Source organism: Streptococcus sp. 9.1, assembly GCF_016648815.1.
Classification (GTDB): Bacteria; Bacillota; Bacilli; order Lactobacillales; family Streptococcaceae; genus Streptococcus; species Streptococcus salivarius_E.
In genome coordinates, this window is the sequence record NZ_JACLQS010000001.1 from 157,316 (window position 1) to 172,103 (window position 14,788).

The window sequence follows — 14,788 nt, forward strand, 5'->3', positions numbered from 1 at the left end:
AGCCTGGTATCTGTATTATGTCTTTAAAAAATCTTGGCGATGTCTCATACTTCCGCCTCAACAACGAAATTAACCGTCCTGTTAACGGTCAAATTCCTTTGCATAAGGACAAAGAAGCACTTCGTGCCTTCTTCCTTGAAAACGTTAAGCCAAATTCAATGGCATTCAACAGCATCACAGATAAAATTAATTATTTGATTGAGAACGATTATATCGAGTCTGAATTCATCGGTAAATACGAACCTGCTTTCATCGAAAAATTGTCTGCAGAAATTCATTCTCAAAAATTCCGCTTCCAATCTTTCATGGCAGCCTACAAGTTCTACCAACAATATGCCCTCAAAACAAACGATGGCGAGTCTTACCTCGAAAGTATTGAAGATCGTGTTCTATTCAACGCCCTTTACTTTGCTGATGGTGATGAAAACCTAGCTAGTGACCTAGCTAACGAAATGATTCACCAACGTTACCAACCTGCTACTCCTTCATTTCTAAATGCTGGACGTAGCCGTCGTGGTGAGCTCGTGTCATGTTTCCTTATTCAAGTAACGGATGACATGAATTCTATCGGACGTTCTATCAACTCTGCCCTCCAGTTATCACGTATTGGTGGTGGGGTAGGTATTAGCTTGTCTAACCTTCGTGAAGCTGGTGCTCCTATCAAAGGATATGCTGGGGCAGCCTCTGGTGTCGTGCCTGTTATGAAGCTTTTCGAAGATAGCTTCTCTTACTCAAACCAACTTGGCCAACGTCAAGGTGCTGGTGTTGTTTATTTGGATGTTTTCCACCCAGATATTCTTGCCTTCCTTTCTACTAAGAAAGAGAATGCTGATGAGAAGGTGCGTGTTAAGACACTATCACTTGGTGTTACAGTTCCAGATAAATTCTACGAGTTGGCACGTAATAATGAAGATATGTACCTCTTCAGTCCTTACTCAGTCGAAAAAGAGTACGGTAAACCATATAACTACATTGATATTACAGCTATGTACGATGAGTTGGTTGCCAATCCAAATATCACAAAAACCAAGATTAATGCCCGTGAGCTAGAAACTGAAATTTCTAAACTCCAACAAGAATCAGGTTATCCATATATCGTCAATGTTGATACAGCCAATCGACACAATCCAATCGATGGTAAGATTATCATGTCCAACCTCTGTTCTGAAATTCTTCAAGTTCAAACACCAAGTGAGCTTAACGATGCACAAGAGTTTGTTAAACTCGGTACAGATATTTCATGTAACCTTGGATCAACTAATATCCTTAACATGATGACCTCACCTGACTTTGGTCGTTCGATTAGAGCAATGACACGTGCGCTTACCTTTGTTACAGATAGCTCAAGTATTGATGCTGTACCATCTATCAAAAATGGTAACCAACAAGCTCATACCTTTGGTTTGGGAGCTATGGGGCTTCACTCTTACCTCGCTAAACACCATATCGAGTATGGTAGCCCTGAATCTGTTGAATTCACTAATATCTACTTCATGCTTATGAACTACTGGACTTTAGTTGAATCTAACAACATTGCCCGTGAACGTCAAGAAACCTTTGTCGGTTTTGAAAAATCAAAATATGCTGATGGTTCTTACTTTGACAAATACGTTACAGGCCAATACGTTCCTAAATCTGACCGTATCAAAGAACTTTTCGATGGCCACTTCATCCCACAAGCCAAAGATTGGGAAGAGCTCCGTGAACTCGTTAAGAAAGATGGACTCTACCATCAAAACCGTTTGGCTGTTGCGCCAAATGGCTCAATCTCTTACATTAACGACTGTTCGGCTTCTATCCATCCAATCACACAACGTATTGAAGAACGTCAAGAAAAGAAAATCGGAAAAATCTACTATCCAGCCAACGGTCTTTCAACAGACACAATTCCTTTCTACACTTCAGCCTACGACATGGACATGCGTAAAGTTATCGACGTTTATGCCGCTGCAACTGAACACGTTGATCAAGGTTTGTCATTAACCCTATTCTTGCGTAGTGAGTTACCAAAAGAAATTTACGAATGGAAAACAGAAAATAAACAAACGACTCGTGACCTTTCTATCCTTCGTAACTACGCCTTTAACAAGGGAATTAAATCAATCTACTACATCCGTACTTATACAGATGACGGTGAAGAGGTTGGTTCTAACCAATGTGAAAGCTGTGTCATCTAAGATGGTGATTTAACGATAACAACCTCACTACTCTTATTTACAAAATGCATTAAAAGGTCGGTTCGCCGACTTTTTTAATAGATCAACTCAAAAAACTATATCATGATTTTGAATTATGATAAAATAGTAACGACATCAATAAAGAAAGAGGTTTCTAATGGAAACTTACTACAAAGCCATTAACTGGAATGAAATCGAAGATGCGATTGATAAATCTACTTGGGAAAAATTGACCGAACAATTTTGGCTAGATACACGTATCCCACTTTCAAATGACCTTGATGACTGGCGTAAACTTTCAGCTGAAGAAAAGGATTTGGTTGGAAAAGTTTTCGGTGGTTTAACCTTGCTAGATACCATGCAATCTCAAACTGGTGTTGAAGCCATTCGTGCAGACGTCCGTACACCTCATGAAGAAGCTGTATTGAACAACATTCAGTTCATGGAATCTGTTCACGCCAAATCTTACTCTTCAATCTTCTCAACTTTGAATACTAAATCTGAAATTGAAGAAATTTTCGAGTGGACTAACAGTAACGAATACCTCCAAACCAAGGCGAAAATCATTAACGATATCTATGAAAATGGAACGCCTCTTCAGAAAAAGGTTGCTTCAACATATCTTGAAACTTTCCTTTTCTATTCAGGGTTCTTCACTCCACTCTATTATCTTGGTAATAACAAGCTAGCTAACGTCGCTGAAATTATCAAGCTCATTATCCGTGACGAATCTGTTCACGGAACCTATATTGGCTATAAATTCCAACTTGGATTCAACGAATTGCCTGAAGAAGAGCAAGAAAGTTTCCGTGAATGGATGTATGATCTCCTCTATCAATTGTATGAAAATGAAGAGCTCTACACTAAATCTCTTTATGACGGTGTTGGATGGACTGAGGAAGTTATGACTTTCCTTCGTTACAACGCCAACAAGGCTCTTATGAACCTGGGACAAGATCCACTCTTCCCAGATAGTGCGAACGATGTTAACCCAATCGTTATGAATGGTATTTCTACAGGAACATCTAACCACGACTTCTTCTCTCAAGTTGGTAATGGTTACCTTCTTGGAACTGTCGAAGCCATGCAAGACGATGATTATAACTACGGACTATAATAAAAAACTAGCTCAGCTAGTTTTTTATTGTGTTCAATACTATATTCGAAAAACAAATAGAAAAAAGAGTTCACGGTGAACTCTTTTTATTTTATTTTGCTTTTACTTCAAAACCTTCTGCTACACCTTCAGCAAAGTTTTCTTCAACAATGCTAGCACAGTGATCACAGATAGTCGCGTTGTAGCTACGTTCTTTAGTAGTTGGATCGATACGACGACAACGGTCACAGACATCACCTGTAGCACGTTCTACTGTGAATGCCACACCTTCAAAGCTTACAGCAGATTCAGGTGCTTCTCCTTCAGCAATAGTCAATGCTGAAACAATCAAAAGTTGAGCAAGGTTAGTGTTCAAACCTTCAATAAGTTCTTTGACTTCATCATCAGGATAGATAGTCAAATGAGCTTCAAGCGATTTACCAATAACTTTTTCATTACGAGCTTCCTCCAAAGCTTTTTGAGCTTGGCCACGGAAATCCATGAAGGCATTCCATCTTTCAAGAAGTGCATCTTGACCCACAAAATCTTCTGCTTCTGGCAACTCTGACAATTGAACGTAGTCTTCTGTTTCAAATTCAAGATATGACCAAATTTCTTCTGCAGTGTGAGGAAGGATTGGTGTCAATAGTTTTGTAATCTTGACAAGAATATCGTAGAAGACTGTTTGCATTTGACGACGTTCAAGTGATTCCGCACTCTCAATATAAACCACATCTTTGGCAAAATCAAGATAGAAGGCAGACAACTCAACGTTAATAAAGTTAACCAAGGCTTTGTAGATAGTCAAGAACTCAAAGTTTGCATAAGCATCACGAATAGTCTTAACCAATTGGTTAAATCGAATAGTCATGTACTGATCTACAGAACGCAAGTCTTCAAAGGCTACAGCATCAGTTGTTGGATTGAAGTCAGAAGTATTGGCAATCAAGAAACGTAGTGTGTTACGAATCTTACGATAAGATTCTGATACTTGGCTAAGGATATCCATTGAGATACGAACGTCATTAGTTGTATCAACACTTGTTACCCAAAGACGAAGAATTTCAGCACCAAATTGTTTCTCAACATCACTAGGAGCAATTGTGTTACCAAGCGATTTAGACATCTTCTCACCCTTACCATCAAGCGCAAAACCTTGAGACAAGAGTTGTTTATATGGTGCAACACCATTATTGGCAACAGATGTAATAAGAGATGAATTAAACCATCCACGGTATTGGTCTGAACCTTCGAGATAGAGGTCAGCTGGATAAGTTAACTCAGGACGGTTAACAACAACACCGTTCCATGATGAGCCTGAGTCAAACCATACGTCCATAATGTCAGTTTCTTTAGTAAACTCGCCGTTTGGTGAGCCAGGATGTGTAAAACCTTCTGGAAGAAGATCTTTGGCATCACGTTCCCACCAAATAACTGAACCGTGTTCTTCAAAAAGTTTAGCCACATGTTCGATAGTTTCTTCAGTCATGATTGGTGTTTTATCTTCAGCATAGAAGATTGGGAGGGGCACACCCCAAGCACGCTGACGAGAGATTACCCAGTCACCACGGTCACGAATCATGTTGTAGAGACGAACTTTACCCCACTCAGAATGGAATTTAACTTTTTCAATCTCATCCAGAATCTCTTGACGGAATTTAGAAACAGATGCAAACCATTGTGGTACTGCACGCCAGATGATTGGTTTCTTCGTACGCCAGTCGAATGGGTATGAGTGTGAGATTTCTTCTTTGGCAAGGAGTAAATCGCCGAGTTTTTCCATAACAATTGGAGCCACTTTATCGTAGAACTGACCTTCAAAATCAGGTCCAGCATTTTCCATCATGATACCACGCTCATTAACGGTTACGGCAACTTCAAGACCATTAGCAATACCTACGTTATAGTCATCCTCACCAAAACCAGGAGCCGTATGGACGATACCTGTACCTGAATCTGTAGTAACGTGGTCACCAAGAATAACAAGCTCATCAACTTCTGTATCCCATGGGTGTTCAGTCACAATTTTATTTAATTCTTCACCACGGTATGATTGAAGTACTTCCACATCTGTCCAACCGAATTTCTCAGAAAGACTATTAAGTAATTCAGAAGCAACAACAAATTTGCGGTCTTCTCCGGCAGATTTTACAAGAACGTATTCGATATCAGCACCAACAGTCAAACCACGTGAAGCTGTTACTGTAAATGGTGTTGTTGTCCAAACTACGATATATGTGTCTGTGTCTAGTACTCCTTTTCCATCCTTAACCTTATTGGCATAGTAAAGTGAAGTTGAAACCAAATCATGGTACTCAATTTCTGCTTCAGCAAGCGCTGATTCTGATGACCATGACCAATAAACTGGTTTTGCACCTTGATAGATGTAACCTTTTTTAGCCATCTCACCAAAAACACGAATCTGAGCTGCTTCATAATCTGGTGTCAAAGTAACATATGGGTTATCCCAATCAGCCGAAACACCAAGACGTTTGAAATCTTCACGTTGTTTGTCAACTTGTGAAAGTGCATAATCGCGACACATCTTAAGATATTCAGCACGATCAAGTTCTTTACGTTTCACACCTTGTTTTGCCAATACTTGTTCAATTGGAAGACCATGCGTATCCCAACCAGGAACGTAAGGAGCATAGAAACCAGACATTGATTTTGAACGCACAATGATATCCTTAGAAATTTTATTCATCGCATGACCAACGTGAATATTACCATTGGCATAAGGAGGACCATCATGAAGAGTGAAGTGAGGTTTACCTTGGTTCAACTCTTGACGACGTTGATACATCTTGGCATCTTCCCACTCTTTTTGCCAGATTGGTTCTTTGTTAGGAAGTCCAGCTCGCATTGGAAAGGCTGTCTTACCTAGATTTAAGGTTTCTTTGAGTTTCATTATATCTCCTCTTTAATTTAATTTACTAAATAAAAAGAGCCTTCATCAAAAAGGACGAAAGCTCGTGGTACCACCTTAATTCAGAGCAAAAGAATTTGCTCCCTCATATGTCCGTAAGGAGGACCATCCTTCTAACTTACTTATTTCAGTTAGAATGCTTGAAAATGATAACTATCCAAATAGGGAATGTGGGACTCACACCATCTCCCACTCGCTGTTAATATACTTGGTAAGTTGTATTTTTCTTATTCGCTAATATTCAATTTAAACGTTTGTGTTTCGTTTAGATTAATTTCACCTGTTGTCTCAGGTTGCAAATCAAAATCTTCATCTACTGGTGCTGAAGTTGGGAAATCTGCCACTTCACTTTCGAAAGTGTCTGGAATACCAAACTCAACTGGAGTTGAAACAACTTCGTTTGTTTCATCAACTTCTGGACTAGAGAAATCTTCAACTTGCTTATTACTTTCAGCAACGCGACGTTGAAGTTCAGCCATTTCATCAGGAGTGAATTGACGAGTTGCATCAAATGAAGCTGCATCATTTGAATCAGGTACATGCTCATCCAAAACTTTTTCAACAACTTCTTTAAAGGCAGCATCTGAATTTTGAAGATAAATAGCTGTTGGTTGCAACAATTCACCCCATTCTGGAGCACTTGCTAAGCTAAGCTGACCTTCAACTGCAGCCAATAGGCGTTGGTGGAAGACACGACTTTGACGTTTAAGTTCTTCTGTTTCGATGGCAACACGTTTGGCTTCATCTGTTGCATCACGAAGAATTTCAGATGCCTTAGATTTAGCTTCTTCAACCAAATGAGTAGCATTGAAGTTAGCCTTATTAATCAAGTTAGCTGATTCGTCAGCCGCTGAAGCTTTAACTTTTTCTGCTGTTTCTTGAGCCAAAATAACTGATTGACTCAATGATTCTTTCATTTCATCAAAATAAGCCAATTTTTCTTCAAGCTCTTTTACACGAGCAGCAAGTTCACGATTGTCACGAACTAAATCTTCATAATCGTCTACAATAATATCAAGAAATTCATCAACTTCTTGCTCATTATATCCACGAAATTTAGTTGTAAACTGTTTATCTTTAATATCAAGTGCTGTAATAGCCATTACAGGCCTCCTTTATTTTTCATTACCATATTTAATGGTTTAAATTAAATAACTACTTTTTTCTCCGTCTTAACAGACTTTCAATAACGATTTTAGCTTTTCCGGACTTTGAAAATCCGTCTTGTTGAGCTAGTCGAAATCGACCATAACCTCTAACCGAAATCATATCACCAATAATAACCGCCTGATCAGCCTTCTCAACTTGTCTATAATTTAATTTTACTTTTCCTGAAGCAATAAGTTTTAAGGCGTTAGAACGAGATAAGTTTAATACCGTCGCCAACACATTATCAAGACGCATACTGGAAAGTAAGACAAAAGTTTTTGAATACTTTTCTTGATTTGAAATCCAATCGTCTTTACTTACTTCTTTTAGAGTAACCGAAACATTACCAATCTTAGTAATAGTCATTATCGCATAACTTGCTAAATGAGAAGCAATGTAAAATTGAACACGTCCTTCTTCATCAAGAATAATATCTCCAAATACTTGACGATCAAGACCAAGCTGATTAAGTAGCGCACCCAAAACTTTTGGGTGTGTCAATTTATTGAACTGTCTCGCATATAAGATTTCTAATCGTTTAATTTCAAAGTCATCTTCTTCAAGCTCGTAATATTCTGGAGCAAGTATCACTCTTCCATACTCTTCAGATTCAAGAGTTGAACTCACAAAAAATTTTAAATTATAATAATGAGCCAACTCTTCAACAATCTGAATTTCACGAGGGTTCAAGAAATCAGTTAAGTAAGGACTGTACCTCTCATCAACTAAATGACAAAATCCCCTAACCTTCTCTAGAAAAGGCCGTTCATCTAACGAGTAATGCTGTTCAATTTTTTTAATATCTGACATCAGAGTAGAATAAATCTAAGAATTCTAAGTGAAAAGTTTAGTAGAAGTACAATTACGATTATTGAAAAATCAATACCAGCAAAAGCTAAATTCAAGCGACGAAATGGTGCAAGAATCGGTTGAACAATTTGTCTAATGATTCTTCCAAGGCTAGTATCATAAGCTCCTGGAAACCAGGATAACAAAGCATAGACTACAAGAAGAATCTCTATCACGTTAACAACACGTGCCCAAATAACATAAAGTAATACAGACATCATTTAACGTCTCTTCATGTCGAAGTCGAAATTAGCTTCTTGGTTGCCGTGAGCCAAACCAATCTCTTCAATGTCAACTACGACATTAATTGGCGTAAGCAAATACATTGAAGAGCCAACTTTTTGCAAGTTGCCTGTAAGTACCTTGCTAGCACCATCAATAAAGTCAAGACAACGACGAGCTTGCGCTTCCAACATATATTGAAAATCGATTAAAACACATTCATTTTCAATCAATAGTTCTACAATTTCCTGAGCATCTTCATACTTTTTAGGATATTTAATTGCAATTGTTGTTTTAGTTGTATTCATTTGTTGTGGTCCCTGATTTGCTTGTGAACGACTCAGAGGTAAACTACGAAGGACTTGAGTTTCCTGTAAGTCTGAATTAACATGTTGGCGACGAGGAGGGACTGTTGCCTGAGAACGCTCAGGTTGACGTTGCTGACGAGGAGGTGGTGTCTGCACAGGTCTCTGTGCTTTTACTGGACGTGCTTTTACAGGACGTTCTTTAGCCTCTTCTTTAGCAGCATCTTCATAATCTGTTACTTCGTCGGTATCAAAATATGAAACAATTTTATCAATTGCGTCTTTTAATGCCATAAGGTTATTCTCCGTTCTCTTTAAAGAATGCACTGCCTATTCTGACAAAGGTTGATCCATTCTGAATAGCCATGTCATAGTCTCGACTCATCCCCATGCTTAACTGATCACAAGGAACATTCTTTAGTTTTTTCTCTTGAATTGATTGTCTAAGCTCATTTGTCTCAGAAAAAATCTTATCAAGTTCTTGAGCATCTGCATCAATTGGAGCCATAGTCATTAGTCCAACGATACAAATGTTATCAAGATTTTCAATTTGTTTTAGAACAGCATCAAGTTCTTCAGCTGAAAAACCATGTTTTGATTCCTCACCTGAAACGTTAACTTGTAGGAAGCAATTAATAGTATGGTCGGCACGCTTTTGAATTTCCTCTGCTAATTTAACAGAATCCAAAGCATGAAAATAATCAACTAAATTAATAACATCCTTTACTTTACGACGTTGCAAGGTACCAATAAGGTGCCAAGTCAAATCATAATTTTTTAAAGCTTGATACTTATCTAAGAATTTATCAACGCGATTTTCAGCAATGTGCTTAATTCCCGTTTGAACCAATTCTTCAGCGACATCACTTGAAACATATTTGGTTACGGCAATAATATTGACTTCATCACTAGAGCGATTAGCCTTTTCACATGCTTCTTTTACCGCTTGATAAACATTATTTTTATTCTCTTCTATAGTCATTATCAACGATTTTTAAAGAATGGTGGTGTCTCCAATTCATCATCATCTTCAACATCACTTGAGAATGTAGACATAGTCAATTGACTATCTAGTTGACCAGTTTCAGGACGAGAAATATTATCACGTCTCAAATCCCAATTACCAAAAGCTGACTGCTCTTGTTGAGGAGCTGCCGCTGCAGGACGAACTCCTGGTTGTGGCATTGAAGGTGTTTCATTATAGTCAAAATTTGGTTGACGTTCAAATGAAGGTTGAGAGACTGGACGTTGTTCTTCTTGAACAACTTGTTGAGTAGGAGCTGATGGTTGTGAAGGAGCTGTAGTCACTTTACGTGGTTGAGCTTTGATACCAGATACTTTTTCAGCACGATCTTTGCGAACACCAGTTGCAACAACTGTTACACGGATTTCATCTTTCAATGTATCATCGATTGATGTACCAAGCCAAATGTTAACACCGTTACCAGCTGCTTGACCAACAATTTCAGAAGCTTCTTCTGCTTCTGTAAGCGTCATATCAAGACCACCAGTTACGTTAACGATAACATCTTCTGCACCATCAATAGTAGTTTCAAGAAGTGGTGAATAGATTGCTTTGCGTGCAGCTTCAACAATACGTTCTTCACCAGACCCAATACCGATACCCATAAGTGCATTACCTTTATTGGCCATAACTGTTTTCACATCGGCAAAGTCGAGGTTAATCAAACCTGGGTTAGTGATAAGGTCTGTAATACCTTGGACCCCTTGACGAAGAACATTATCTGCTTCACTAAGAGCTTCAAGAAGAGGTGTTTTCTTATCAACGATTTCAAGAAGGTTATTGTTAGAGATAATAAGAAGGGTATCAACTTGCTCACGCAACTCTTGAATCCCTTCGACAGCAAAGGCACCACGTTTGTTACCTTCAAATCCAAATGGACGTGTCACAACTGCAACTGTCAATGCACCCAAACTTTTCGCAATACGTGCAATAACTGGTGCTGCCCCTGTACCAGAGCCACCACCCATACCAGCAGTGATAAAGACCATATCAGCTCCTGTAAGTGCTTCTGTAAGTGTTTCTTCACTTTCTTCAGCTGCCTTACGACCAACTTCAGGTTGACCTCCAGCACCAAGGCCACGAGTCAATTTAGGACCCAATTGGATTACTGTTTCTGCTTTAGAAGAACTGAGTGCTTGAATATCAGTATTAGCTGCAATAAATTCAACACCAGCAAGACCTTCTTCAATCATTCGGTTGATGGCGTTTCCGCCACCTCCACCGACACCGATAACTTTAATTACCGCACCTTGAACTGATGCGCTATCAAATGAAAAACTCATTTTATTTCCTCGCTTTTACTAGATTCAATTAATCAAACATACTGCCGAAAATTCCACGAACACGATCACCAAGTTTTTGTTTTTGTTCATGATTTTCTTCTTCAACTGGCAGAGGTACCTCAATAGTGTTCTCAACAGGAATAGGATTTGGTTGAGGAGCCACTCGAGGTGCTGGAGCAGGAGTTCTATCAAAACTCAAGGAAGGAGTCTCATTGTCGATTGGTTTACGACGAAGATACTCTTCACCAGACACAGCCTGTTGCGCGATGATGTCAACTTCTGTAAGAAGACCAACATACTCAACAAGACTAATCACATTTGCAAACATTGGATTACGGATACCAACTTGGTTTGGCACGTAAAGTTTAACATTTGTTTCAAAAATCTCTTGAGCAACTTCAACCACACCTGGCATGATAGCTGTTCCACCTACAAGGACAATGCCACCAGGCAAATCAAGTAGACGTCCTCGAGTCAAGTCTTGTTTAACTCTATCAAGGATATGCTTCACACGAGCTGAGATAATCTCAGCAAGGTATTTTTCTGTAATTTCAACAGGTGAATTCTCACCTACAACCTCTACTTGGACAGTTTCTGTTTCGCTTGCTTCTTCAATATCTGCATTACCAAAATTGAACTTAAGCGCTTCAGCAATCTGCATTGAAGTCTTCAAAACTTTTGAAATATCCTTAGTGATGTACTCGCCACCTTCAGAATAAATATTGGTAAATTGAAGTTCTTGAGCACGCATGCTTGCAACAGTTGTTTGACCGCCACCCATATCAATAACAGTAGCACCAAACTCACGTTCACCTTCATTCAGAACAGCACGTGTCATTGCAAGAGGAGAGATGATAATATTCTCTACTTGAATACCCGCACGTTCAACTGTCTTACGAAGGTTGTGAAGAATTGTTGTTGGTCCTGTATAAATGAGACCTCTCATTTCAAGACGAATCCCCATCATTCCACGAGGATCACGAATTCCTTGGAAGCCATCAACAATAAACTCTTCAGGAACTAGTGAGATAACCTCACGCTCAGGTGTAATGCTCTTTGTCAAGGCTGAGCGAACAACACTTTCAACATCTTCATCTTTGATTTCTTTTGATTCACTTGTTACAGGAATCATACCTTGTGTAGGCTCAATTTGAAGAAGATTAGCTGGAAGCCCAACGTTCACTTGCTCAATAACAATCCCAGCTTTTTCTTCTGCTTGTTCAATAGCTGTTTTGATTGATTTCGCTGCAGCGTCAATGTCAACAATGATGCCATCTTTCACACCAGAACTCTTAACATTACTTACTCCGATGACATTCATTGATCCATCAATAAACTCAGCAACAAGAACCTTAATCGAGCTAGTTCCTATATCTAATCCTGTAAAAAAGCCATCTCTAGCCATTCACTCGACCTCTCAATCTTTCCATTCAATATCTTTGTAAACTGTATAAAAACAGAATTATTCGGATACTATTGTACCATAAAAAAACGTAAAATGTCAGCATTTTACGTTTTTTATTATTCAATATTAGCCTTGAGCAGGGGAAGTCCGATGAATTGTTTCCTGACCAACTGGTGGATTTTCTTCTGTTTGAATACCTGAATTTTCAGAATTAGTTTCTTCTTCAGAATGCTGTTCCGTTGATGTTGTAGTATCTTGACCTTCTTCAGAAGTTGCATTTTCTTCTTTTTTATCAGTCTTATCTTTATCTTTCTTTTTATCCCCATCAGTTTTTGATGATTCAACTTCAGGAGTCGTTGTATAAAGTCCAACTTCCATATCTACAATACTTCCATCTGAAAGTTGACTCTTAATTTTCTCGTAGTAAGGAAGCTTAACTGTTAATTGAGAAAGTGGAACACGAATGGAATTGCCATCATACAGCTCAATCGTTAGTAAATCTGAAGTTGCTTTAGTAGGCGTAAGATTAATAATTTGAATATTATTCTTGATTTTTGTATCAAGTTTATTTAATTCTTTTACTAACTCTTCGATTTTCTTCTCGTCATCCATCTTTAAGGTGATGAATTTATCAGGTAGATTACTAGTTGAAACTGTTCCTCCTGTCTTACCACTTTGAAGAATAGAAACATAACCATTTGTAGTTTGACGATAAGCCACGATTGGGTATTCTTTTACTGCAATATTAAATTGATTTGGAAAACTATATGTAACTGTAGCCTTTTTAACCCAAACATTAGTTTTTTCAACAGTTGATGCAACCTTTCCTTGGTTGAAAAAGACATGAGTGATATAGTCTGTATCAAGAATACCACTTGCAACTTTCACATCTTCTGGTAAAGCATTTTTTGTTCCTGATACAGTGAGAACCTTTTGTTTTGACCAAGGTGAAATAAAGAAAAGTGAAAATACGATTAGGAGTGCAGCGATAAAAACAACTAGTCCTGCAAGATTTTGTTGTGCAATTGGAATATTACTAGTTGTATTACCTTTTTTTCGTTTCTTCCTTTTGGTCTTTTTTTTCTTTTTAACCTTCTTTTTCACTGGTGGCTGGCTCTCATTTGAAGTCGCTTCTTGTGAATGAACGACCTTTCCATTCGCAAATTCTTCAGAATCTTCGGTTTCTTTTTTTCTCAAAAATTCGAGATTTCTCTTCTGCCACTCTGTGAGAACTTGTTTTTCTTGTGATTCTTGATCCTTTTTTGCCATGAAATTCCTTTATTTTTTTGAAATACTAGTCACTAATAGGTTATAAAAATCATCAGGAGAAGTGATTTCCTCAGATTTAGCCATCGCTTCTTTGTAAGTCTCTGCATGTTCAACAAGTTGTTCAAGCTCATGATTCAAGGTTTCCCAACTTAATTCTGTTTCCTGTAATTGACGTGCGTAGCCTTTTCGTTCAAAATAGGCAGCATTTTCAAGTTGGTCTCCTCGGCTAGCTTCTTTCCCTAAAGGAATAATTAAATGAAGTTTTTTCATAGCCAACAATTCGAAAATCGTATTTGAGCCACCACGAGTTACAACTAAATCTGCTGTATCCATAAGAGGTTGATACAAATCTGTCACATAATCAACTCTATAAAGATGACGTTCTAAGGTATTCAATGAAGAGTCCCCAGAAATATTAATGACATTATATTTTTCCGTCAGTTGTGGAGTATTACTAATAAAATCATTAAATACCTTTGCACCAGCTGAACCACCAATGAAAAGGACAGTTTTTAAGTTGTCATCAAACTGTTCTTTAATCTTTTCAAGGGCATCAGACTGATTGGGTGTCGCCATTCCTACCTTTGTAATAGCACCTACATGTTTTGTCTTTGCCAATCCTTTTGATTGTTCAAAAGTCGTAAACATAGTAGTCGCAAATTTATAGGCAATTTTATTGGCCAAGCCCATAGAAAGGTCAGACTCATGCACATATACAGGAACTCCTAATAATTTAGAAGCAATTACCGGTGGCACTGAGACAAATCCACCCTTTGAAAAGAGTGCTTGGGGACGAATCTTGGCAACTATTGCAATAGACTGTAGAATCCCCCAAACAACTTTAAAGACATCCAACATGTTTTGCCATGAGAAATAACGACGTAGTTTACCTGTAGCAATACTATGGAAAGTCACATCTAAGCCAGATTTATCAATCTGCTCATGTTCAATCCCGTGCTTATCACCGATATAGTGCACTTCCCATCCATCTTTGAGAAATTTTGGAATTAAGATAAGATTTAAAGTCACATGTCCAACGGTTCCACCACCGGTAAAAACAATCTTTTTCGCTTTTGCCAT

At 38.3% G+C, this 14,788-nt stretch carries 11 protein-coding genes and 2 pseudogenes; 2 read left to right on the forward strand and 11 right to left on the reverse strand.

Annotation, left to right across the window (positions count from 1 at the left end; translation table 11 throughout):
* Window positions 1-17: 17 nt before the first annotated feature.
* Window positions 18-2,177, forward strand: a complete 2,160-nt coding sequence (gene nrdE, locus H7T93_RS00675) for a class 1b ribonucleoside-diphosphate reductase subunit alpha (RefSeq protein WP_013990782.1) — start codon at window positions 18-20, stop codon at window positions 2,175-2,177.
* 157 nt (window positions 2,178-2,334) lie between these two features.
* Window positions 2,335-3,294, forward strand: a complete 960-nt coding sequence (gene nrdF, locus H7T93_RS00680; protein ID WP_014633295.1) for a class 1b ribonucleoside-diphosphate reductase subunit beta — start codon at window positions 2,335-2,337, stop codon at window positions 3,292-3,294.
* 91 nt (window positions 3,295-3,385) lie between these two features.
* On the opposite strand, the gene ileS is transcribed toward nrdF, so the two are convergent.
* The 11 genes and pseudogenes from ileS to H7T93_RS00730 form a co-directional block, all read right to left on the reverse strand.
* A complete protein-coding gene (gene ileS, locus H7T93_RS00685; RefSeq protein ID WP_201041573.1) occupies window positions 3,386-6,184 on the reverse strand; it encodes an isoleucine--tRNA ligase in 2,799 nt (932 codons plus the stop codon).
* Window positions 6,185-6,429: 245 nt separating this feature from the next.
* The gene (locus H7T93_RS00690) at window positions 6,430-7,305 is read right to left on the reverse strand and encodes a DivIVA domain-containing protein (RefSeq protein ID WP_002890673.1); all 876 of its coding nucleotides are present in this window, start codon (window positions 7,303-7,305) and stop codon (window positions 6,430-6,432) included.
* 52 nt (window positions 7,306-7,357) lie between these two features.
* Window positions 7,358-8,161, reverse strand: a complete 804-nt coding sequence (locus H7T93_RS00695) for an RNA-binding protein (RefSeq protein ID WP_049528755.1) — start codon at window positions 8,159-8,161, stop codon at window positions 7,358-7,360.
* The gene (locus H7T93_RS00700) at window positions 8,161-8,418 is read right to left on the reverse strand and encodes a YggT family protein (protein ID WP_002890670.1); all 258 of its coding nucleotides are present in this window, start codon (window positions 8,416-8,418) and stop codon (window positions 8,161-8,163) included. The genes H7T93_RS00695 and H7T93_RS00700 overlap by 1 nt, the downstream gene beginning before the upstream one ends.
* A gap of 3 nt (window positions 8,419-8,421) precedes the next feature.
* Window positions 8,422-9,021: a cell division protein SepF gene (locus H7T93_RS00705; RefSeq protein ID WP_037600934.1), complete on the reverse strand. Its 600-nt coding sequence runs from the start codon at window positions 9,019-9,021 to the stop codon at window positions 8,422-8,424.
* A 4-nt stretch (window positions 9,022-9,025) separates the two neighbouring features.
* A complete protein-coding gene (locus H7T93_RS00710) occupies window positions 9,026-9,709 on the reverse strand; it encodes a YggS family pyridoxal phosphate-dependent enzyme (RefSeq protein WP_201041574.1) in 684 nt (227 codons plus the stop codon).
* Between the two features lie 2 nt (window positions 9,710-9,711).
* A pseudogene (locus H7T93_RS10055) lies at window positions 9,712-9,870 on the reverse strand (cell division protein FtsZ); the annotation flags it as partial.
* A 74-nt stretch (window positions 9,871-9,944) separates the two neighbouring features.
* Window positions 9,945-11,034: pseudogene (ftsZ, locus tag H7T93_RS00715) on the reverse strand (cell division protein FtsZ); the annotation flags it as partial.
* Between the two features lie 28 nt (window positions 11,035-11,062).
* Window positions 11,063-12,439, reverse strand: coding sequence for a cell division protein FtsA (gene ftsA / locus H7T93_RS00720; protein WP_201041575.1), 1,377 nt, complete (start codon window positions 12,437-12,439; stop codon window positions 11,063-11,065).
* 126 nt (window positions 12,440-12,565) lie between these two features.
* Entirely contained in the window at window positions 12,566-13,708 is a 1,143-nt protein-coding gene (locus tag H7T93_RS00725; protein WP_059749125.1) for a cell division protein FtsQ/DivIB, read from the reverse strand.
* 9 nt (window positions 13,709-13,717) lie between these two features.
* On the reverse strand, window positions 13,718-14,788 hold the full coding sequence (locus H7T93_RS00730) for a UDP-N-acetylglucosamine--N-acetylmuramyl-(pentapeptide) pyrophosphoryl-undecaprenol N-acetylglucosamine transferase (protein WP_195917812.1): 1,071 nt from the start codon (window positions 14,786-14,788) through the stop codon (window positions 13,718-13,720).